The following is a 21,059-nucleotide window of genomic DNA, read 5'->3' as shown; positions in this document are numbered from 1 at the left end:
CCTTTTTTTGTGGCCCCGATTGCTGCGGGACACGGGGCGTTCAGCCGCCGAGGTAACTGGCGCTCAGCTCGGGATGCCGGGCCAGTTCCTGTGCGGGGCCATTCATCTTGACCTGCCCGGTTTCGAGCACGTAGGCCTCGTCGCTGATGGCCAGACTGGCGCGGGCGTTCTGCTCGACCAGCAGCACCGTCACGCCGCTGTCGCGCAGGCCACGCACGATGCGCAGGATGTCGCGCACGATCAGCGGGGCCAGCCCAAGCGAGGGTTCGTCCAGCAGCAGCAGCTTCGGTCTGCCCATCAGGGCCCGGCCGATGGCCAGCATCTGCTGCTCGCCGCCCGAAAGGGTGCCTGCCAGCTGGCTGCGGCGCTCCAGGAGGCGGGGGAAGCGGGCATACACTTCGTCCAGGTCAGCCTGCCAGGGCGTGCGGCGACGGGCGTAGGCGCCCAGGGTCAGATTGTCGGCCACGCTCATGCTGGCAAACAGCTCACGGCGCTCGGGCACCAGGCTGATGCCGCGCGCCACCCGGCCCTCCAGTGGGACGCCACGCAAGGATTCTCCGGCATACAGGAGTTCTCCCTGGGACGGCAGGACGCCCATGACCGAGTTCATCAGGGTGGTTTTGCCTGCCCCGTTGGCACCGATCACACTCACGATGTGTCCCTGCGGTACCCGCACGCTCACGTCGCTCAGGGCCTCGACCCGGCCATAACGGGTATGCAGATGCTGCACGTCCAGCAGAACACTCATGCCACGTCCTCCGTCAGGTCCACGCCCAGGTAGGCCTCGCGTACCGCCGCGTTTCCGCGCACCTCGGCGGGATCTCCCTCGGCCAGCTTCTCGCCGTAATTCATGACCACCAGGCGGTCGACCAGGCTCATCACCAGGTCCATGTCGTGTTCCACGATCAGGATGGTCACGCCCTCGTCACGCAGGCGGCGCAGCAGTTCCACCAGGGCCGCCTTCTCTCCGTAGCGCAGCCCGGCTGCCGGCTCGTCGAGCAGCAGCAGCACCGGGTCCGCCACCAGGGCGCGGGCGACCTCCAGCACGCGCTGCTGTCCCAGTGGCAGGTTGCCGGCCAGTTCGAAGGCCTGCTCACCCAGACCGACCCGCTGAAGCTGTTTCAGAGCCTCGTGCTGCAGCGCCGCCTCCTCGTCCCGTTCCAGGTGAAGCATGCTGCGCAGCACGCCGGCCCGGGCGCGCGCGTAGCCGCCCATCATGGTGTTTTCCAGCAGGGTCAGTTCCGGCAGCAGGTGCACGTGCTGAAAGGTCCGGCTGATACCCAGGCGGTGAATCTGTCCGGCACTGCGCCGCGTGATGTCCTGCTCCAGGAAGCTCACGCGGCCACTGGTCGCCGGATTGACGCCTGTCAGCAGGTTGAAGACCGTGCTTTTGCCCGCGCCGTTGGGCCCGATCAGTCCCAGGATTTCCCCGGTCCGCAGTTCGAACGACACGTCGTTGACCGCCTTGAGGCCGCCGAACTGCTTGACGGCATGTTCCACACGCAGCAGCGGGGTACCCGGTTCCGGGGGGATACGCCCGGCCAGGGCGGGGCCAGCCGGCAGCAGCCGCATGGGTTCCTGCGGGAGCACGCGCTCGACCAGCGGCCACAGTCCCCGGCGTGCGAACTGCAGCACCAGAATGATCAGCAGCCCAAAGACCACTGTCTCGAAACTACCCTGCTGGCCCAGCAGTCCGGGCAGAACGTCGCGCAGCTGTTCGCGCAGCTGGGTGATCAGCGCCGAGCCCATCACGCCGCCCCAGACGTACTGCGAGCCGCCCACCACAGCCATGAACAGATACTCGATGCCGGCCGAGAGGCTGAAGGGGGTGGGATTTAAGAAGCGCTGGTTGTGGGCATAGAGCCAGCCGGAAAGTGAAGCCATCAGCGCCGAGAGCACGAAGACCTGGACCCGCAGGCCGAAGGTGTTGACGCCGAAGGCCTCGGCCACCAGGGGCCCACCGCGCAGCGCCCGCATGGCGCGCCCGGTGCGCGACGACAGCAGGAACTGGGCCGCCAGCGCCGTCAGCCCCAGGCTAAGCAGCGCGAGGTAGGCGAAGGCCCGTGGACTGGTGAGGGAAAGGCCGAACAGCCGCAGCGCCGGAATATCGGTCAGGCCGGTATTGCCGCCCAGGGCCGGGGTGTTGCCGAAGACATAGAACAGACTGATGCCCCAGGCGATGGTGGCCAGCGGCAGATAGTGCCCCTGCATACGCAGGGTGATCAGGCCCAGGAACGCCGCGACACTGCCGGTGGTCACGAAGCCGGCCAGCAGGCCCAGCCAGGGGCTCCAGCCCAGCCGGGTGCTGACGATGGCCGTGGTGTAGGCACCCACACCCATAAACGCCGCATGCCCGAAGCTGGTCAGGCCGACGATACCGGTCAGCAGGACCAAGCCCGTGACCACGATGGCAAAAATCAGGATGTTGGTCAGCAGCGTGACCTGAAACGTGGGCAGCAGCAGGGGAAGCAGCGCGGCAACCAGCACCGCCGCTCCAGCAAGCAGGGTCCGGCGCGACAGCGGGGGGCGTGCGGCGTTCATTCCTCGTCCTCGGGAATATGGCGGGTCGTTACACTTCGCCATAGCAGCACCGGCAGGATCAGGGTGAACACGATGACTTCCTTCCAGGCCGACAGACTGAACGACGCGAAGCTCTCGATCAGGCCCACCAGAATGGCGCCGGCCGCGGCCAGCGGGTAACTGACCAGACCGCCGATGATCGCCCCGATAAAGCCCTTGAGCCCAATCAGGAAGCCGCTGTCATACGTCATGGCCACCGATGGCCCGATCAGCATTCCGCCGAGCGCCCCGATCAGGGCCGCCAGAGTGAACGTCAGCATGCCGGCCGCCGAGGGGCTGATGCCCACCAGCCGGGCGCCCAGCCGGTTGACGGCAGTGGCCCGCAGCGCCTTGCCGGCCATGGTGTGATTGAAGAATTGTGCCAGGCTCAGCATCAGCAGGGCCGAGACAAAGATGACCAGCAGGCTCTGGCGGCTCAGAGTCACCTGCCCCAGGCTCAGGTTGCCCTCCACGAATGCGGGCGTGCGGGAGCCCTCGGGACCGAAAAACAGCAGGGCGAGCCCGGTCATCAGCAGATGCAGCGCCACCGAGGCAATCAGCAGCACCAGCACCGTCGCGTTCTGCAGCGGCTGGTACACCGTGCGGTACAGCAGCGGCCCCAGCGGAGCGACCAGAGCCAGCGTCAGCAGCACCTGCGACCACAGGGGTGGTTTCAGAGGTGCGAGCCAGCCGGTCAGTGCCCACACGCCCAGGCCGAGCGCTGCAGCGCTGCCCAGGATCAGGCCTCCCCGCCCGGCCTGTCCCCGCCGGGCCAGCGAGGCCGCTTCCATGACGGCCGCGACCGCCAGTGCCCCCAGCAGCAGCCACAGCGTGCCGGGAGTTTTGCCGAGCTGCAACGCGGCCAGGGTCAGGGTGCCGAACACCACGAACTCGCCCTGGGGGATGAAAATGATCCGGGTCACCGCAAAGACCAGCACCAGCGCCAGGGCCAGCAGCGCGTACACGGCGCCATTGGTCAGGCCATCGGCCGCCAGGACTGGAAATATTGCCGGATCAAACATTTTCAGATACCCGCCCGGCCGCCTGCTGGCCCCCATCCCACTCTTGGTTGTTCATTGCCCGCACCATATCGGAGCCGCCGGACCCCGGCAAGCCGCAGCGGCAGCGTTCTGGCCGCGCGCAGGCTGGAGGCTAGACTGGCACCACTACTCCCGTGTCTGCCGGCCGTCAGCGCCGGTGTTCTGTTGTGATGGAGGTTACTCATGTTCCAACCCGACCGCGAAGCCATGCCTGTTCCCGAACTGCGTGCCCTGCAGCTGCAGCAGCTGCAGACCATGCTGGCTCGCCAGTATGAGAACGTCCCGGCGTACCGCACGAAATTTACCGAGGCGGGCGTCACGCCTGCTGACCTGCGCACGCTGGATGACCTGCAGCGTTTTCCGTTCACCCGCAAGGCTGACCTGCGCGACAATTATCCGCTGGGCCTGAGTGCGGTGCCCCGGACTGAGCTGCGCCGGATCCATGCCAGCAGCGGGACCAGTGGCAAGCCCACCGTGGTCGCCTACGACGAGCACGACGTGAATGTCTTCGAGGAAGTGGTGGCGCGCAGCCTGTACGCCGCCGGCGCGCGCCCCGGTATGGTGTTTCACAACGCCTACGGCTACGGGCTGTTTACGGGCGGGCTCGGAACCCATGGAGGTGCCCGGCGCCTGGGCCTGTGCACCGTGCCGGTGTCGGGCGGTGGCACCGAGCGGCAGGTCGGCCTGATTCTGGACCTGCAGCCTGAGGTCATTGCCTGCACACCCAGCTACGCCCTGGTGCTGGCCGACGCCCTGGCCCGCCAGGGTCTGGGCCCGGATGACATCAGCCTGCGCTACGCCGTTCTGGGTGCCGAACCATGGGCCGAAAAGACCCGCCAGGAGGTCCAGGCACGTCTGGGAGTCCGGGCCACCAACATCTATGGTCTCTCCGAGATCATCGGGCCTGGGGTTAGCAACGAGGACGCCGACGAGCAGCAAGGCAGCTACGTCTGGGAAGACCACTTCTATCCCGAGATCGTGGACCCCCAGACGGGGGCCGCTTTGCCCGACGGCGAATGGGGAGTGCTGGTCCTGAGCAGCATGTCCCGCAGCGCAATGCCGATCCTGCGCTACTGGACCGGGGATATCACCCGCTTGATTCCAGACCAGGGAACCACCGGGCGCACCATGCGCCGGATGGACCTGATCCGGGGCCGCAGCGATGACCTGATCATCCTGCGCGGGGTCAACGTGTATCCGACCCAGCTTGAAGCGGTGCTGGCCAGCCTGGGCCAGACGAGCCCGCACTATCACGTCACCGTGTCGCGCAGCGGCCTGATGGACGAACTGCACCTTCAGGTCGAGGCCAGCGACGATGCGCCGGCCCTGCGCCAGGAGATCGTGCGGCTGGTCAAGGTACAGGTGGGAGTCAGCATCTCCTGCGAGTTGTGCGCGCCAGGCAGCCTGCCCCGCAGCGAGGGTGGCAAACTCCGGCGAGTGACTGACCTGCGCATGGCACGCTGAGCCTGGCTTTAATGAGACGTTTTATATAGACTCATGTTCTGCCCGGACGGTATGACTATCTCATGAGAGTTGGAGCCGCCGGGCAGACCCTGGCCGATGTGCTTGGTGCCGAGAGCGATCCGGTCTACCGGGCCGGACAGGCCCTGACGGTGCTGGAAAGCTGGCAGCTGCGCCTGCCCCGGCTGCGCATCATGGTGGTCGGCGGCCTGACCCCGAGGGTGGTCGCCCTGATCGGCACCTCGGTGCGGTCGGCAGGCAGTGCCATCTCCACATCATCCGACGTGCGCCATGTGTTGCACCTCAAGTCCCTGATGCAGCGCGAACTCGGTACCGAGCCACTGGACATCGCCGGCTACGCCCATACCGGTCAGCTGTTCGAGATCCGCCCCTCGGCGGTGGCCGATCTGCGCCGCGCTACCTGGACCCTGGCGGAGGCGGCCGATGACGTGGTCGCGGCCTTCAGCGCCCTCCAGGGCGCCCAGGGTGCCCTGGGGGTGCTGACCCGGCCCCGCCTGCGCGCCCGCGTTTCCGACGCCCAGGCCCGCTGGACCCGTGAATGTGACGCCCTGGTCCGGGTGGGCAGCCAGTTGCCGGTGATGCCGGTCAGTGCGCTTCCAGTCGGGGCAACCCGCATGGCAGCGGTCTGGGATGAACCCAGACGTGTGGTCGGCTAAGAATTCTTTAGCCCCCGGACAATGTTCATGCCAGGGGCGTACAGTAGCCGCATGAGCGATGCCTTCCCGTCAGGAACGGGCCCCTCCCTGCTGGACCTGCTGATCGAATGGCAGGAGGGAGTCGGTGACCGTGACCGCCTGATTCAGCGCCTGACCCAACTGGGCCCAGAGCAGGGTGCCCAGGTTCAGCAGCTGATCCAGGAGGTCCAGAACAGTCTGGCGCCCACACCAAGTCACGCGGCGCCGCCGCCCAGTCCAGCCGAATGGCGTTCTGAACTGATGGCCTGCCGGGCACGCGTCTGGCCAGCGCCGGACCCGGCCGGATTGCTGGTCGGGCCAGACGTGATGATCCTGACCGACGGCCACGCCGGCACCATCGTCCGTGACCATGGAGCCCGGACCCTGCCCGGCAGTGTGGCCGCTTCACTGATGCTGCTGTGTCAGACCATCATCATGGCCCAGAACGCCGTGGACGCCCAGGAGCTGAGCCGGCTCCAGCAGCAGCGCATCACGGCGAACTCCACGTCGCTCTCGGACATCGAGCCGGTTCAGTAACACGCGGCGTGAGCGGGCCACCAACTGGCCACAGCCCCCCCTCAGGCCAGTTCAATCACGCTGGCGTCGCTGATGGTCAGCTTCAGGGCCCTGGGCCGGCGCTGTCCGCCGCACACCTGGGCCTTCACGCCGATCAGACAGTCCTGAAGCCGGATATCCACCTTCTCGATCAGGGCTCCGGTGTCTACCGAGCTGTACTCGATTTCGGCCTGACGCACCACGCTGTCGGCGCCCACGCTGGTAAAGGGACCAATGTAGGCGTCCTCTACCCACACGTTCTCACCCAGCAGCACTGGTCCGACAATCTTGCTGCGCAGCACGGTGGCCGAGGCCGGTATCACCACGCGGCCAGTGATCTGCGAGTCCTCGACGGCGCCCTGTACGTCGGCCTCGATCTTTTCGAGCAGCAGCCGGTTGGCATCCAGCAGGTCGTCGGGCCGCCCGGTGTCCTTCCACCAGCCCTCGACCCGCCGCCCCAAGACCCTGGCGCCGCGCTCGATCAGGCCCTGGATACCGTCAGTGATTTCGTACTCGCCGCGCGCGGACGGGGGCATGCCGTCGAGCACCTCAAAAATGGCGGGGGTAAAGCAGTACAGTCCGGCCACAGCGAGGTTGCTCGGCGGGTTTTTCGGCTTCTCCACCAGCCGGGTAATCTGCTCGCCATCCAGTTCCGCCACACCGAATGCCGTAGGATTGTCGACCTCAACCAGCGCGATCAGCGCCTCTGGCCGCTCCTGCTGGAATTGCTGCACGAACGGCGCGGCCCCGTGCTCGAACAGATTGTCGCCCAGGTACACGCAGAAGTCGTCCTGCCCCACCCAGCTGCGGGCGGTCAGAACCGCATGACCGAGGCCAAGCTGTTCATGCTGGTTGATCAGGGTGACCTGGACGCCCTCGATCTGGCCAAGGCAGCTCTGAATTTCTTCACGGGTGATGTCAGAGACAACCACTCCGATGTCGCGGATTCCTGCCTCGACCAGCGTGTTGATGGCCAGGCGGATGATAGGTTGGCCGGCCACAGGCAGAACAGGTTTGGGACGCGTGAATGTCAGGGGTCGAAGCCGGGTTCCCAGACCCGCGGCAGGAATAATGGCTTTCATTGCCCGGCAGTTTAGTGCGCGTGTCACGTTTGAAACGGCAGGGAGATATTTATGTAGACCTGAGAGTTGCTCGGAAATTCTGCCTGGAGAAACTGTTGTTCAGGCTGCCGGCCCAGCCGGTGGCCGGAGAAACGCTGACCCCCCTGGCCTCAGGGCAGAAGGTAGCCCTGCGCCAGTCGGGAGTAGGCACGGACCTGGCACTCCTGCCACGCTTCGTCTCGGCCCAGTTCCTCTGCCAGCAGGGCCGCCACACGCGGCGCGGTCTGGATACTCGCGCGCGCGTCGAGCAGCAGCGCGCGCAGACGTCGGGCCAGCACATCCTCCACGGTGCGGGCCTGCTCATGCCGGGCGGCCCAGCGGACTTCCGCCTCCGTGTAGTCCAGGTCAGGATGCAGCGGCACGTCAACGCCCGGTAGCGCACGGACCCGGGGCACGTCCGTCCCGTAGACCTTCCAGTGGTCGCCGGGAGTCTCAGTGGTCGCTCCGTGAAGTTTCAGGATCTGGGACAGGCTCAGGCGCCGGGTCAGCCCGGCAAGCTCGGCCGCGCGGTCCACGGTGTCCTCACCCATCCGGCGGTAGGTGGTCCACTTGCCGCCGGTCAGGGTAACCAGCCCGCCGCCGCTGATGCGGATCACGTGGTCGCGCGACAGGGCCTTGGTGTCGGTGCCTTCGGCGGCCCGGACCAGGGGGCGCAGGCCGGCAAACACGCTCAGAACGTCGGCCTGGGTCGGAGCAGGGTCCATGTACTGCGCGGCCGTGCGCAGGATGAAGTCCACTTCCTCCGCCAGGGCGCGGGGTTCGGCACTGGTCTCAGGGACCGGCGTGTCGGTGGTGCCGATCACCACCCGACCGTGCCAGGGAACGGCGAACAGCACCCGCCCGTCGTCGGTGCGCGGGACCATGATGGCGCTGTCGCCAGGAAGGAAGCGCCGGCCAACCACTACATGAACCCCCTGGCTGGGCGAGAGCATTGGTTGAATGTGAGGGTCCTCCATGCGGCGGACCTCATCGACAAAGACGCCGGTGGCGTTCACAACAGCGCGCGCCCGGACGGAATGGGTCTGACCGGTTTCGCTGTCACGGAAGTCGGCGCCGGCAATCCTGCCGTTCTCGTGGAGCAGGCCCGTCACTGGTGCATGGTTCAGGGCAACGCCACCAAAATTCTGGAACGTCCGCAGCAGAGAGATGGCCATGCGGGCGTCGTCGAACTGACCATCGAAATACAGGATGCCGCCCTTCAGCGCGGGGCGGCGCAGCGTGGGAATACGGCGAAGCGCCTCACTGGCAGTGACATAGCGGCTGCGGCCGAGGCCGAGTTTGCCGGCCAGCAAGTCATACAGCTTCAGTCCGGCTCCGTAAAACGGGGCCGACCACCACGTGTAGGCGGCCACCACAAAAGCCTGATCCCGGACTAGGTGCGGCGCGTTGCGGCGCATCAGCCCCCGCTCGTGCAGGGCCTCGCGAACCAGCGAGATGTTTCCCTGGGCCAGATAACGGACGCCGCCATGCACCAGTTTGGTGCTTCGGCTGCTGGTGCCCTTGGCATAGTCCTGGGCTTCGAGCAGCAGGGTGCGGTAACCGCGGGAGGCCGCTTCCAGCGCGGTGCCGAGGCCAGACGCTCCGCCGCCGATGACCAGCAGATCCCAGGTCTGGGGCTGGGTAGCGTCTTGAAGCTGCTGGGTTCGGGGGTCAGTGGGCTGGGTCACGTCGGGTCCTTTGGGTTAGAGAACGAAGGCGAACGCCATGGAACACATGTTCATCATAGTAGAACATATGTTCAAATGAAAAGAGAGATGGATAGGCTGGCTCACTGCTGGAGATCAGCCTGGGCCGCAGGAACCTTAGCCTTCCGGCTGCTCCCACTCTCGGCTGCGCTGCACGGCCCTGCGCCACTGGGTCAGGCGACGGGTGCGCTCGTCTTCGGCCATCTGGGGCTCGAAGATCCGGTCTACCTGCCACAGGCGGGTAATCTCCCCGGTACTCTGCCAGAAGCCCACGGCCAGCCCGGCGAGGTAGGCGGCCCCCAGGGCGGTCGTTTCGGTTACTCTGGGCCGCACGACCGGCACACCCAGGAGGTCAGCCTGGAACTGCATCATCAGGTTGTTGCGGCTGGCGCCACCGTCCACGCGCAGTTCCTTCAGGGGTGCTCCGCTGTCCTGCCCCATGGCTTCGAGCAGTTCGGCTGACTGAAAGGCGATGCTTTCCAGGGCCGCACGCGCGATGTGCGCGCTGGTGGTGCCCCGGGTCAATCCGACCATGGTGCCCCGGGCGTAGCTGTCCCAGTAGGGCGCCCCCAGTCCCACGAAGGCCGGCACCAGAAACACGCCCTCGCTGCTGTCGACACTGGTGGCCAGGGCCTCGACCTCACTGCTGTCGCGGATGATCCCCAGGCCGTCTCTGAGCCACTGCACCACTGCCCCTGCCACGAACACGCTGCCTTCCAGAGCATAGGTCCGCGCCCCACCGAGCTGCCAAGCCACCGTGGTCAGGAGCTGGTTCCGGCTGGGCACGGCTTCCTGGTCAGTGTTCATCAGCATGAAGCAGCCGGTTCCGTAGGTGTTCTTGGCCATGCCGCGCTCCAGGCAGGCCTGTCCAAAAGTGGCCGCCTGCTGATCCCCGGCGATCCCCGCAATCCTGATGCGCGCCCCCAGCAGCCCCTCGGCGGTCTCGCCGTACACCTCACTGCTGCTGCATACCCGTGGCAGCACCTCGCGCGGGATATCCAGCACCCGCAGCAGCTCGTCGTCCCACTCGCCGGTGTGAATGTCGTACAGCAGGGTCCGGCAGGCATTGGTGGAGTCGGTGACATGCAGTTCGCCCCCCGTCAGGTTGTAGATCAGCCACGAGTCGACCGTGCCGAAGGCCAGTTCGCCTCTCACAGCCCGCTCGCGGGAACCCTCGACATGGTCCAGAATCCACTTCAGCTTGGTGCCGCTGAAATAGGCGTCGATCAGCAGGCCGGTCTTGTGCTGAAAACTTTCAGCGTGCCCCTGCTCCCTGAGCTGATCACAGAAGGCCGCGGTGCGGCGGTCCTGCCACACGATGGCAGGGTGAACCGGCTGACCGGTGACGCGGTCCCACACCACCACCGTCTCGCGCTGATTGGTGATTCCAATGGCCGCGATGTCGCTGGCTTTCAGACCTGCGCCTGAGATGGCTTCCTGCGCCACACCGATCTGTGTGCTCCAGATCTCCTGCGGATCGTGCTCGACCCAGCCCGGCCGGGGGAAGAACTGGCGGAATTCCTTCTGGGCCACGCGGCAGACGCTGCCTTCCTGATCGAATACGATCGCGCGGCTGCTGGTGGTGCCCTGGTCGAGCGCAAGGATGAACCGACTCATGTAAAGCCTCCTGTGGGTGGAGCTCAGGACTGAAATCCGACGGTACTGGCCGGACAGGCACCTTGACCACACTGGACCGGGAACGGTGCGCGAAACTGAGATCGCCAGGTCCTGGTATCAGCGCGCGAGACGCGCATAAAGCGGCGCTGCTTTGAAATGACAATGCGGAGCTCCTGCGCCGCAAGTTCAGGACCGGTGGGGACCATCAGACGATAGCTGGAAGTCACAACTTCCGTGTCGGCAAAAAGACTGGGTCGAATTGCGTGCGTCGTGAATGTCTCGCCCCCCCTTAGAAACCGTCTGAGCGAGTCGTGGCCAGCCACGCTGCGAATACGTGGCACCTTTGCAGGCACAGCCTGTAGGTCCGAAATAGTCAGTGCGCCCATAATTACTGACCATTGAACATCTGTCAACACTACTCGAACAGGTGTTCAACTGAGGACAACATGTGTCCGCAACGGCTCACCAGCAGCTGCGTTTATGCTTAGGCGGTGACTGACGACTCCGGGGCCCTGGCAGTGCAGATTGCCCGCCTGTACTACCACCAGGGCCTGACGACCGACGCCATCGCCCGGGAACTGGGGCTGTCGCGGCCGAAGGTCAGCCGGCTGCTGACCCTGGCGCGGCGCACCGGGCTGGTCGAGATTCGCATCCATGACCCCCAGGCACAGCCACAGAGCCTCGAAGCGCAACTGCGTGAGCGCTATCCGTCGTTGACCGCACATGTCGTGGGGGTGCCGCCCGGGAGCATGGATGCGGTGTGGCTGGAGCGTGTGGCGGTCGCCAGCGCGCGTGTGCTCGATACCCTGCTGCGGCCCCGACAGGTGGTCGGACTGGCCTGGGGCAACACGGTCGATGCGGTTTCGCGCGTCCTGACGCCGCGTCACGTGGCGGAGCTGGAATTTGTTCAGCTCAATGGCAGCGCCCATGCCCGGGATTTCATGAGCGGCTTCGTCACCGATACGATTACGCGCTTTGCCCAGAACTACAGTGCGCGTGCGCACCTGTTCCCAGTCCCCACCTTCTTTGACGACCCGGCGACCAAGGCGGCCATGTGGCGCGAACGCAGCGTGCGGCACGTGGTGGATCTGCAGGAGCGCGCCGACGTGCTGCTGTACTCGGTGGGCACGCCAGACCCGCGTGCTCCCAGTTACGTTCATGTGGGCGGGTACCTTGATCCGGTGGATCAGCAGGGCCTGCATGACCAGGGCGTGGCTGGCGATATCGCCACAGTCTTCTACCGCGGCGATGGAAGCTTTGCCGACATTCCCATCAATGCGCGGGCCAGCGGGCCCGACCTGAGCCTCACGACCCGTGTGACTCACGCTGTGTGCGTTGTGAGCGGCCTTGCCAAGGTCGAGGCGCTGCGAGGAGCACTCAACGGCGGTCTGATGAACACCCTGGTCGTGGACGAGACGACCGCCCGAGAACTTCTGCGCACCTGAGTCCTGCTCTGGCTCGTGGCCGGGCGGACGCCCAGGGTGAACCGCCGCCTGTTCTACTGCCCTGACGGCTCAGTCCGCATACAGCCGGGCGGCGTAGCGCGCCGCTGCCTCGGCATGGTTGCGCTGCTGCACGCTGACCCCCGGGAGGGCGCGGCTCAGTGCCGACGGGAACAGGGGGCTGATGCGCAGGGCCCCGCCTGTAGCAGTGACTGGCAATGTGCCGGTCTGGGCCCGGACCCGGCTGACCAGTTCGGCCAGGGCCACCGCCGCAGATTCCAGCATGAGCATGGCGTCCGGATCGCCGGCGTCCGCCGCGCGTCCCACTGCAGGAGCCAGGCGGGCCAACGCGGCGGCACCCTGCGATCCGTAGGCGAACCCTCTCAGGGTTTCCCAGTCCAGGCCGCCGGTAATGGCGGCCACCTCGTGGGCCAGCCGGGAATCGGGAACCTGTCCCAGGTCCAGCTGCGTGGTCAGGTGCCGCAGGGCGGCGCGGCCCAGACTGAAGCCCCCACCGTCGTCTCCCAGGCGGTACCCCCGTCCCCCCGCCCGGACCACCTCGCCCCGGGCGGTCACGTGATACGCGATGCTGCCGGTACCCGCATAGAGCAGGATGCCGGCTCCCGGTCCCAGGTGAGCCCGGTAGGCCAGGTCCAGATCTCCTTCTACGTCCACCTGTCCGGCAGGCACCCTGAGTGTTTCGGCCAGGGCCGCCTGGAGATGCCGTGCCGCGTCGGTGCCCACCGTGATTCCGGGAACCCCGGCCTGCACTGCGTCTGGGTGCCCCGGCAGGGCCGCAGCGAGCGCCGCCAGGCTCTGTGCGCCGGCTGGAGTGCCGAGCAACAGTGCGGTAAAGGCTGGTGCAGTTCCGGTTGCCACCAGCTGGGAGTCGCGGACCAGCGCCCAGCCGGTTGCAGTGCCCCCGGCGTCCAGGCCCAGCAGCAGCGGTGAGCGGGTCATGCGAGAACCTGCGTGATCATCGTGCCGAGTCTAACCCCCGGGACCGTGGATTCCGTGTGGACCTGTCGGGAGTCAGCCCCGAAAGGAGCGCTCCGGCAAAGGTGAAGCGTGCCGCGGGGGCACGCTTCATCTTGATCAACAGCGGGTTCAGGGCAGCGCGATGGGGGAGAGCATGGTGACCTGCCTGGGCAAGGGGGTGAACTTCTCACTCGTGACGCCGCCCACTTCGACCTGCACGGGGCCATGCGGAAGGCGCATGAAGCCGTAACGGCCCTGGCCGTCGGTCTGGGTCCGCGCAACCTCCTGACCGCTGCCGTCAAGCAGACGCACGACACGGCTGCCCAGCGGTCCGCTGGCCGCAGTGATCTGCCCGCTCACCGCGCGCAGCTTGGCGGGGTTGGGGCGGTCCCAGCGCACTTCGCGCTCGAAGGGCCCGCCTTCGCCAGCCAGGCGCGCAGCCAGTTCCGGCAGCACCTGCTCCTTGGTGCGGGTGCCCGCATTCACGTCTTTGTCAGGCGTGCGGTACGAGTATCCAGCCCAGCCGCTGAGACCCGCCTGACGGGTCTTCCAGATCTGGTTGACACTGCTGACCTGATCGTTCAGGTAGATGGCAGTGCCACTGACCTGATGAACGTCAGGCGCAACGGCCTGCAGAGAGGATGCGAACTGGTTCCACTGGTCGAACCAGAGCGCCTGGACCGGAACGAAGTCACGCTTGTAATTCATCATGACGTTCACGTCCAGGTAGCCTTCCCTGACCCAGGTCACCCAGTCCTGCAGCACCTCGTTATAGGGCCTGGAGCGCAGCCATTCGGTCTCGTTGGCTGGCCCGGCACCGTACGTGATGGTCGCGGCATTCACACTGACGTCAGGCTTGACGGCCTTCACCGCCAGAGCGGTCTCGCGCACCAGATTGGTCACCTGCTGCATGCGCCATGCGCTCCACTGCGGATCACCCGGCAGCGGCGTACCGGTGGCGCCGGTTTCGGCCCGGTAGCGCTCGAGCGCGGTAGGGTTGTAGCCCCAGTTGCTGGGACCGCCCACGGGGTTGAAGTCGGTGTAACGCACGCGGTCGAACTGAATGCCGTCCACATCGTAATTCTTCGCCACAGAAACATACATGTTGCGGATGTACTCGGCTGCGTCCGGGTGCCCGGGGTCCAGCAGCCAGTCATTGCCGCCGCGTGTGGTCCCGTCGTTCTTGACCGTCAGCCAGAAGTCGCGGCCTGTTGCTTTCAGACCATGGGCATTGAAAGCATGCGTGGGGTCGGAGGGGGGCGTCAGGCTGTTCCAGATGGCCGTGGTGATGATCCAGGCATGCACCTGAATGCCCTGGGCGTGGGCCTTGGTGATCAGGTCGGCCAGGGGGTCGAATCCGGCGGGCACGGCCGGATCGTTGGTGCGGGGCATGGCGGCGTTGTTGCAGTAGCAGTCACCCCGGCGACCGACCTGCGCGAACAGCACGCTGACGTTCATGGCCCGGGCTGTGGCCACCAGCGCATCAATTTCCGCAGCAGTCTTCATGCCGGGGCCAAATGCGTCGACCCACAGGCCTCGCAACTCCTGCTGGCCCTGGCCCCGCGGGCTGTCGTGCGGGCCGGGGGTCTTGACGCCCTGGGGATTGACGACAGAGGCGTCAGAGGACTGGGGAGTGGTGCCACAGGCAGCGAGCAGCAGGGAAGTCAGCAGGGCAGCAGTGAGCTTGTGAGTCATGGGTCGTGCTCCTTTCAGACAGCGTGAGAGGTCGAAGGGCCAGGCGGCGGACCGGGGGCGGCATGTTCAGCGGCTTTGGGTATCGGCGGCGTCCCGCAGGGCGTCACCCATGAAATTGAAGGCCAGCACCGAGATCACGATCATCAGGCCCGGGAGCAGCAGCCAGGGATAGAGGTTGAGGGTCTCGAAGTTCTGGGCGTCCTTGAGCAGCAGGCCCCAGCTGGTCATGGGCTCCTTGATGCCCAGACCCAGAAAGCTCAGCGCACTTTCGCCCAGGATGTAACCCGGCAGGGCCAGGGTGGCGGTCACGATCAGGAAACTGCTGAGGTTGGGCATGATGTGGCGCAGGATTACCCGCAGGTCGCTGGCGCCGATGGCCCGGGCGGCCTGGACGTAATCAATATTGCGGGCACTGATGACCTGCCCGCGGATCACCCGGGCCAGCCCGGCCCAGCCGATCAGCGACAGCACGGCGATGATTCCCAGATAGACCCAGGTGCTCGGCCACTTCGCCGGAATGATGGTGGACAGCGCCAGCAGAATCGGCAGCCGCGGAAAGGACAGCAGCACTTCGATGATGCGCTGGATCACGTCGTCGATCCAGCCACCGAAAAACCCACTGATGCCCCCCAGCACGATACCGATGGTGAAGCTGATCAGAATACCGATCACGCCGACTGTCAGGCTGACCTGCGAGCCCACCAGCATGCGCGAGAGCAGGTCCCGTCCGAACTTGTCGGTGCCCAGCGCGAAGAAGTAGCCGTCCTTGACCCCGAACAGGTGCCACTGGCTTTTGAAGACGCCCAGCAGGCTGTAGCGGAACTCGGCCGGGTCCTCGCCGCGCACGAAGAACAGGATGGGAAGGGGCCGGCTCTTGTCCTCGGCAAAGGTGGAGAGGAACGTTACCGGGTCCCGGGTCTTCTTGAAGCCGTACACGAAGGGCCGCATCAGCTTGCCCTCATGCATCACGTGGATGGCCTGCGGACGCTGGTACGGATATTCCTCGTGCTGCACCGTGATCGAGTACGGCGCGAGGAACCCCGCCAGCAGCGCGATCAGGTACATCGCGGCCAGCACCCAGAAACTCAGGACCCCGACCCGGTTGCGCCGGAAGCGGCGCAGGGCCAGCGCGAGCGGCGTCTGACGGGCGCGCACAGGTTGGCTGGCAGGAGCGTTGGCGACCACCGTCATGGCTGCCCCCTGAGAAAGGCCGGGCACGGCGCAGGGATCATTTCGGATCTGACCGGAAGGGCGTTGCCCCTGCTGGCGGTGCTCATGGAAGTGACTGAGGTCTTCATTCGTACCTGATCCGGGGGTCGGCCCACGCCAGCGCGAGGTCCGCGAGAAGGTTGCCGATCAGGAGCAGCAGCGCGCTGAACAGCAGCAGGGTCATGGCGACGTACTGGTCCTTGTTCAGCAGGCTGTCGTACAGAAAGGGGCCGATGGTCGGCAGGTTCAGCACGATGCTGGCGATGATGGTCCCGGAAATCAGGCTGGGCAGGCTCAGACCCGCCAGACTGATCAGAGGGTTGACCGCGTTACGAACCGCGTGACGCCACAGCACCCGCTGCGGCGTCACGCCCTTGCTGCGCGCCGTGCGGACGTAGTCCTGGTTGATCACGTCCAGCATGCTGGCGCGCATCTGGCGCATCAGGGCGGCCACACCCTCAAGACCAATGGCGATCATCGGAATCCAGAGGTGGCCTAGCAGGTCGCGCACCCGGGCCCAGGACCACGGCGCGTCGATGTAGTCGGGGCTGAACAACCCCCCCACGTTGGTGCCGCCCGCATTGAGCACCAGTGCAATCAGAAGCAGCGCTACCAGAAAATCCGGTATGGCGAGGCTGATATACCCCAGGAAGTTCATGATGGTGGCACCGGGGCCGTAGCGGTTGATGGCGGTGTAGATGCCCAGGGGCACGGCAATCACCCAGCTGACCACCAGGGTGAGCAGGGCCAGGAACACGGTCCAGCCCAGCCGCTCCCAGATCAGGCTGCTGACCGGCCGGCCGTTGACGAACGAGTACCCGAAGTCGCCCTCGGTGACGATGCCCTTGATCCAGGTGAGGTACTGGATCCACAGCGGCTGATCCAGACCCAGCTGACGGGTGATGCTGGCCACCGTCTCCTTGGTTACGCGCGGATCGTCGAGGTACTGGTCGATAAAGCTGCCGGGTTGCAGCTGGATCACGGTGAAGCACACCACGCTGATCAGCAGCAGCGTGGGAATCATGCCCAGAATGCGGCGCAGCGCGTAGGTCAGCATTCTGGCAGCACCCGGCGGGGATAGGAACTTGCTCGGCTCACGTTCTCTCCTGCCTCAAATGGACGCTGGTGGCGCGCTGCTCCGGCACGGGGGCCGGGAAACCGCGCGCCACCAGCGGGCGGCTTACTTCTGGTAGACCAGCGGAACCGGGTTGTAGCCGGGAATCACGCCGAGGTTGTACACGTAGTTGCCGTACTTGTTGCTGACGGCCCCGATGTTCTCGGGCTTGGCAATGGGCGTGACCGGCAGGTTCTGCGCGAACAGCAGCTGCCAGCGGGTGTACAGCGCCTTGCGCCGGGCGGCACTGGTGGTGGTGGCCGCTTCGTTGAAGATGTTGTAGATGTCGCGCTCCCACTTGGCCATGCGCGAGACGATGGCCGGGTCGCCGTCCTTGGCTGGCTGGGTGCTGCGGTGCCAGTAGTACAGGCTGCCACCGGGCTGCCAGATGGGGCGGCGCAACTCGGGATCCGGCTGATCACCGAAGGCGTGCAGAATCATCTCCCAGTCGCCGCTCAGGCCGGTGGAGAACAGCTTGCTGCTCAGGATGCCCTTGAGGTTGACCTTGACGCCCACCTTGGCGAAGTCGCTTTGCAGGATGGTGGCGATCGGCGGGTAGACGCTGCTGTCGGTGCCGTAGGTCAGGTCGAACTCCAGCGGTTTGCCGTTCGGCAGCAGGCGGATGCCGGCGGCGTTCTTGCGGTTCAATCCCATGGCGTCGAGGGCCTCGTTCACGGCCGAGAGATTGAAGCTGCCCAGCTGCTTGGTGGTGTTGGTGTAGAAGGCCTTGTTGACCGGGGCCACGCCGTGTCCGGGCAGGCTCGCCAGACCATTGTAGACCGTGTCGATAATGCGCTCACGGTTGACAGCTCCCTGCATGGCGCGGCGGAAGCGCACGTCGCTGAAGACCTTGGCCAGGGCCGGGTCCTTGGCGTCGAAGTTGTAGGCCACGAAGGGTGGGCTGCCGAACAGGGCGGTGGAGCGCATGACCTTGAACGGGGCGCCGGCCACCTCCTTCTGCTTCAGATCCGGGAATTGAGCGCCGCTGATGTTCAGCTGGTCCACGTTGCCGGCCAGGAACTGCGCCACCTGGGCCTGCGGGTCACGGATGATCAGGAATTCCAGGCGGTCGAGGTACGGCAGCTTCTTGCCCGCAGCGTCCACCTTCCAGTAGTTGGGATTACGGGTCAGGGTCACCTTCTGACCGGCGGTGTAGTTGGCAAGCTTGAAGGGTCCGGTGCCTACCACTTCCGATTCGTTGACGTTGGTCGGCCAGGCGCTGTTGATGTCCGCTGCCTTGGCGCCGCCTTCCTGGCTGAATTTCAGCAGTTTGTGCTTGGGCATGATGAAGTACCGCTGCTGCAGCAGGAAGGCGGGAGCGGCCTGGGGAAGGGTGAAGCGTACGGTGTTGGCATCGACCTTGCTGATGGTCACGTCCTTACCGCCCAGCTTGAAGTTCCCGACGTCGCCCGCACGGGCTTCGGGGTTCATGATGATGTTCTTGTAGGTAAAGACCACATCGTCGGCGTCGAAGGCCTGGCCGTCACTCCACTTGACGCCCTGGCGCAGCTTGAAGGTGTAGGTCCTGCCGTCGGGGCTGATGTCCCAGCTTTCGGCCAGTGCCGGCTCGATCTTGTAGGTGGCCAGGTTGAACTCCACCAGGCCGTCGAACATCTGCTGCGAGATCAGGCCCAGGTTGTTGTCGATCACGCCGTAATAGAACAGGCTCTGGGGGCTGTCCCCCAGGGTCAGGGTATAGGAGCCGCCGGTCTTGCCGTTGACAATGCCCAGGGCGTTGTAACCAGCGACTTTCTTGGGGGCGGCCAGGGCGCCGCCAAGCAGCGTCAGGGAGAGCAGGGCGAGGGTGCTTCGTTTCAGCATAGGAAACCTCCGGTAGGGGGTAGGGACGGGTCAGGTTGTGGCGTGCGCCCTTCCAGACTAATACCACTTTGGTGCCACTTGCAAGCCTGTGACAAAGTGGTTCGGAAGTGGTATGGTCGGTCCAATGTCCCTTCGTCCCCACGGGTGGGCTCTCCCACTGGATGCAGCCAGCGCGACCCCTGTTTACCTTCAGGTCGCGTCCGGCATCGCGCGGCGCATTCAGGACGGCCAGTTGGAGGGCGGCAGCGCCCTGCCGTCCGAGCGTGAACTGGCCAGCCGACTGGGGGTTTCGCGCGTTACGGTGCGTCAGGCGCTGGCTCAGCTGGCCGAGCAGGGCCTGCTGACCCGGCGCCACGGCAGCGGAACCTTTGTCTCTCCGCCACCGGAGGCACCGGCGGTCCGTCCGCTGGGGCTGCTGAGTTCCTTTTCCGACGATGTCCGTTCGCGCGGGCAGAAGCCTGGCGCAAGGGTCCTGAACTTTGAACGTGGACGCCCTACCCCACAGGAGGCGATGAGTCTGGCGCTTTCGCCTTCCGACACGGTTCTGCGCGTGCGGCGGCTGCGCACGTCGAGTGGCGAGCCGCTGGCGGTGGAGGAAAGCACCCTGCCCGCTGCCCTGGTTGATCCACTCACGGCGCAGGACGTGACCGATGCCAGCCTCTACGCCCTGCTGGCCGCCCGTGACCTGCAGCCTCACCGCGCCATCCGGCACCTGCGGGCCATCAATGCCCAGGAGGATCTGGCCACGCTGCTGGGCATTCCTCCGGGCGGCGCCGTACTGGCCACCGAACGGGTCTCCTGGACCCGTGAAGGCCGGCCCGTCGAGTACGCCCGCGCCCACTACCGGGGGGACCGCTATGACTTCGTGATGGAGTTGCAGGGAGACGGTCCATGAGCCGCCCCGCCCGCGTCCTGGGACTGATGAGCGGCACCAGTGCCGACGGCATCGACGCTGCCCTGCTGGAACTGCCCGGCTGGCCGCCGCTGGGGACGGGCGGACGGTTTCCTACACTGCCTTCCGGCACTCCACGGGGGCGGGTGGTGGGCCATCACTTCACGCCCTACCCGCCGGAGCTGCGTACCGCGGTTTTGCGGGCCATGCGCTCTGAAGCGGACACTGCCGAACTGACCAGCCTGCACTGGTGGCTGGGCGAACTTCTGGCCCAGGGCGCCGCACCCCTGGCCGCCGACGCGGACCTGATTGCCAGCCACGGGCAGACGGTGCAGCATCAGCCGCGCGTGGATCTCGGGCGGGGGTGGGCACGCCCAGCCACCCTGCAACTCGGAGAAGCTGCACTGATTGCCGAGCGGACCGGAAAGCCGGTCGTGGCGGACTTCCGTGTGGCGGACCTGGCTGCGGGGGGGCAGGGCGCCCCGCTGGTCCCCTTCGCCGACTGGGCGCTGCTGAGCGAGGTGGGCGTGAACCGGGCGGTGCACAACCTGGGCGGCATAAGCAACCTGACCTTTCTTCCCGGAACGGACCCGGCCGGGGTGCTGGCCTTCGATACCGGCCCGGCCAACTGCCTGATTGACGAGGCCGCCGCGCTGGCAGGGCAGGCCTGTGACCTGGGCGGCGCCCTGGCTGCGGCCGGGCAGGTGGACCAGAGCACTCTGGAACGCTGGCTGAAGCAGCCCGAGCTTGCCGCGCCTCCACCCAAGGCCACCGGGCGGGAAACCTGGAACCTGGACCGGCTGGGCAGGAGCAGCCTGAACATTCCCGATCTGGCCGCCACCGCCACCGCATTCACGGCGCAGACCATCGCTGACGCCTACGGACGCTGGGTGGTCCCGCTGGGCCTGGATGAGATCGTGGTGGCCGGGGGTGGAGCACGCAACCCGGTGCTGATGCACGAACTCGCCGCGCGGCTGCCGGTGCCGCTGTGGACCTTCGAGGACCTTGGCTGGACCGCGCAGGGGCTGACCGACACCACCCGGGAAGCGGCCGCCTTCGCCTTTCTGGGCTACGCGCGGGCCCAGGGCTGGTCCAACACCCTGCCCCACACCACCGGCGCGCGGCATGCCGTGTCCGGCGGCAAACATCTTCTTCCCCCACCTTTTCCGGAGTGA

General features: G+C 66.2%; 17 protein-coding genes. 6 read left to right on the top strand and 11 right to left on the bottom strand.

The window, feature by feature from the left end:
* Window positions 1–40: 40 nt before the first annotated feature.
* Genes IEY49_RS04230 through IEY49_RS04220 form a run of 3 tightly spaced genes read right to left on the bottom strand, consistent with a single transcriptional unit; the run spans window position 41 to window position 3,587 of the window.
* Window positions 41–748: an ABC transporter ATP-binding protein gene (locus tag IEY49_RS04230; RefSeq protein ID WP_189004896.1), complete on the bottom strand. Its 708-nt coding sequence runs from the start codon at window positions 746–748 to the stop codon at window positions 41–43.
* A complete protein-coding gene (locus IEY49_RS04225; RefSeq protein ID WP_189004894.1) occupies window positions 745–2,541 on the bottom strand; it encodes a branched-chain amino acid ABC transporter ATP-binding protein/permease in 1,797 nt (598 codons plus the stop codon). Before IEY49_RS04225 ends, IEY49_RS04230 begins: the two co-directional genes overlap by 4 nt.
* Window positions 2,538–3,587 carry a branched-chain amino acid ABC transporter permease gene (locus IEY49_RS04220; protein WP_229780647.1) on the bottom strand — a complete coding sequence of 350 codons (1,050 nt, stop codon included), beginning with the start codon at window positions 3,585–3,587 and terminating at the stop codon, window positions 2,538–2,540. The genes IEY49_RS04225 and IEY49_RS04220 overlap by 4 nt, the downstream gene beginning before the upstream one ends.
* 195 nt (window positions 3,588–3,782) lie before the next feature.
* Here IEY49_RS04220 and paaK point away from each other — a divergent pair, with 195 nt between their 5' ends.
* The 3 genes from paaK (at window position 3,783) to IEY49_RS04205 (ending at window position 6,292) form a co-directional block, all read left to right on the top strand.
* Window positions 3,783–5,063 carry a phenylacetate--CoA ligase PaaK gene (paaK, locus tag IEY49_RS04215; RefSeq protein WP_189004890.1) on the top strand — a complete coding sequence of 427 codons (1,281 nt, stop codon included), beginning with the start codon at window positions 3,783–3,785 and terminating at the stop codon, window positions 5,061–5,063.
* Between the two features lie 62 nt (window positions 5,064–5,125).
* On the top strand, window positions 5,126–5,737 hold the full coding sequence (locus IEY49_RS04210) for a hypothetical protein (protein ID WP_189004882.1): 612 nt from the start codon (window positions 5,126–5,128) through the stop codon (window positions 5,735–5,737).
* Window positions 5,738–5,788: 51 nt separating this feature from the next.
* Window positions 5,789–6,292 (top strand): hypothetical protein, encoded by a 504-nt coding sequence (locus IEY49_RS04205; protein ID WP_189004880.1) that lies wholly within the window; start codon window positions 5,789–5,791, stop codon window positions 6,290–6,292.
* Between the two features lie 41 nt (window positions 6,293–6,333).
* On the opposite strand, the gene IEY49_RS04200 is transcribed toward IEY49_RS04205, so the two are convergent.
* The 3 genes from IEY49_RS04200 to glpK all read right to left on the bottom strand — a co-directional run bounded on the left by IEY49_RS04200 (window position 6,334) and on the right by glpK (window position 10,733).
* Window positions 6,334–7,392, bottom strand: coding sequence for a glucose-1-phosphate thymidylyltransferase (locus tag IEY49_RS04200; RefSeq protein WP_189004878.1), 1,059 nt, complete (start codon window positions 7,390–7,392; stop codon window positions 6,334–6,336).
* A 149-nt stretch (window positions 7,393–7,541) separates the two neighbouring features.
* On the bottom strand, window positions 7,542–9,098 hold the full coding sequence (locus IEY49_RS04195) for a glycerol-3-phosphate dehydrogenase/oxidase (RefSeq protein WP_189004875.1): 1,557 nt from the start codon (window positions 9,096–9,098) through the stop codon (window positions 7,542–7,544).
* Between the two features lie 135 nt (window positions 9,099–9,233).
* Window positions 9,234–10,733, bottom strand: coding sequence for a glycerol kinase GlpK (gene glpK / locus IEY49_RS04190; protein ID WP_189004873.1), 1,500 nt, complete (start codon window positions 10,731–10,733; stop codon window positions 9,234–9,236).
* Window positions 10,734–11,224: 491 nt separating this feature from the next.
* Between glpK and IEY49_RS04185 the strand changes: the two genes are divergently transcribed.
* On the top strand, window positions 11,225–12,178 hold the full coding sequence (locus tag IEY49_RS04185; protein WP_189004871.1) for a sugar-binding transcriptional regulator: 954 nt from the start codon (window positions 11,225–11,227) through the stop codon (window positions 12,176–12,178).
* 69 nt (window positions 12,179–12,247) lie between these two features.
* Here the strand turns inward: IEY49_RS04185 and IEY49_RS04180 are convergent, their stop codons facing one another.
* The 5 genes from IEY49_RS04180 to IEY49_RS04160 all read right to left on the bottom strand — a co-directional run bounded on the left by IEY49_RS04180 (window position 12,248) and on the right by IEY49_RS04160 (window position 18,992).
* Window positions 12,248–13,135: an N-acetylglucosamine kinase gene (locus IEY49_RS04180; RefSeq protein ID WP_189004869.1), complete on the bottom strand. Its 888-nt coding sequence runs from the start codon at window positions 13,133–13,135 to the stop codon at window positions 12,248–12,250.
* A 147-nt stretch (window positions 13,136–13,282) separates the two neighbouring features.
* Entirely contained in the window at window positions 13,283–14,848 is a 1,566-nt protein-coding gene (locus IEY49_RS04175; RefSeq protein WP_189004867.1) for a glycoside hydrolase family 10-like protein, read from the bottom strand.
* Between the two features lie 66 nt (window positions 14,849–14,914).
* Window positions 14,915–16,039 (bottom strand): ABC transporter permease, encoded by a 1,125-nt coding sequence (locus IEY49_RS04170; RefSeq protein ID WP_189004865.1) that lies wholly within the window; start codon window positions 16,037–16,039, stop codon window positions 14,915–14,917.
* 103 nt (window positions 16,040–16,142) lie between these two features.
* Window positions 16,143–17,114, bottom strand: coding sequence for an ABC transporter permease (locus IEY49_RS04165; protein ID WP_189004863.1), 972 nt, complete (start codon window positions 17,112–17,114; stop codon window positions 16,143–16,145).
* Between the two features lie 123 nt (window positions 17,115–17,237).
* The gene (locus IEY49_RS04160; RefSeq protein WP_189004861.1) at window positions 17,238–18,992 is read right to left on the bottom strand and encodes an ABC transporter substrate-binding protein; all 1,755 of its coding nucleotides are present in this window, start codon (window positions 18,990–18,992) and stop codon (window positions 17,238–17,240) included.
* A 124-nt stretch (window positions 18,993–19,116) separates the two neighbouring features.
* Here IEY49_RS04160 and IEY49_RS04155 point away from each other — a divergent pair, with 124 nt between their 5' ends.
* Window positions 19,117–19,887 (top strand): GntR family transcriptional regulator, encoded by a 771-nt coding sequence (locus IEY49_RS04155; protein WP_189004860.1) that lies wholly within the window; start codon window positions 19,117–19,119, stop codon window positions 19,885–19,887.
* Complete coding sequence (locus tag IEY49_RS04150; RefSeq protein ID WP_189004858.1) at window positions 19,884–21,059, top strand: anhydro-N-acetylmuramic acid kinase; 1,176 nt, start codon at window positions 19,884–19,886, stop codon at window positions 21,057–21,059. The genes IEY49_RS04155 and IEY49_RS04150 overlap by 4 nt, the downstream gene beginning before the upstream one ends.

The organism is Deinococcus malanensis (genome assembly GCF_014647655.1).
Lineage (GTDB): Bacteria > Deinococcota > Deinococci > Deinococcales > Deinococcaceae > Deinococcus > Deinococcus malanensis.
Note: the sequence above shows the minus strand (reverse complement) of the source record. Positions and strands in the feature narration are given on the sequence as shown.

Bases quoted from the DNA above. Each gene is read 5' to 3' on its own strand.
- paaK (WP_189004890.1), top strand. From the start codon at position 3,783: ATGTTCCAACCCGACCGCGAAGCCATGCCTGTTCCCGAACTGCGTGCC.
- glpK (WP_189004873.1), bottom strand. From the start codon at position 10,733: ATGAGTCGGTTCATCCTTGCGCTCGACCAGGGCACCACCAGCAGCCGC.
- IEY49_RS04175 (WP_189004867.1), bottom strand. From the start codon at position 14,848: ATGACTCACAAGCTCACTGCTGCCCTGCTGACTTCCCTGCTGCTCGCT.
- IEY49_RS04150 (WP_189004858.1), top strand. From the start codon at position 19,884: ATGAGCCGCCCCGCCCGCGTCCTGGGACTGATGAGCGGCACCAGTGCC.
- IEY49_RS04160 (WP_189004861.1), bottom strand. From the start codon at position 18,992: ATGCTGAAACGAAGCACCCTCGCCCTGCTCTCCCTGACGCTGCTTGGC.
- IEY49_RS04170 (WP_189004865.1), bottom strand. From the start codon at position 16,039: ATGACGGTGGTCGCCAACGCTCCTGCCAGCCAACCTGTGCGCGCCCGT.
- IEY49_RS04205 (WP_189004880.1), top strand. From the start codon at position 5,789: ATGAGCGATGCCTTCCCGTCAGGAACGGGCCCCTCCCTGCTGGACCTG.
- IEY49_RS04200 (WP_189004878.1), bottom strand. From the start codon at position 7,392: ATGAAAGCCATTATTCCTGCCGCGGGTCTGGGAACCCGGCTTCGACCC.
- IEY49_RS04230 (WP_189004896.1), bottom strand. From the start codon at position 748: ATGAGTGTTCTGCTGGACGTGCAGCATCTGCATACCCGTTATGGCCGG.
- IEY49_RS04155 (WP_189004860.1), top strand. From the start codon at position 19,117: ATGTCCCTTCGTCCCCACGGGTGGGCTCTCCCACTGGATGCAGCCAGC.
- IEY49_RS04210 (WP_189004882.1), top strand. From the start codon at position 5,126: ATGAGAGTTGGAGCCGCCGGGCAGACCCTGGCCGATGTGCTTGGTGCC.
- IEY49_RS04225 (WP_189004894.1), bottom strand. From the start codon at position 2,541: ATGAACGCCGCACGCCCCCCGCTGTCGCGCCGGACCCTGCTTGCTGGA.
- IEY49_RS04180 (WP_189004869.1), bottom strand. From the start codon at position 13,135: ATGACCCGCTCACCGCTGCTGCTGGGCCTGGACGCCGGGGGCACTGCA.
- IEY49_RS04165 (WP_189004863.1), bottom strand. From the start codon at position 17,114: ATGCTGACCTACGCGCTGCGCCGCATTCTGGGCATGATTCCCACGCTG.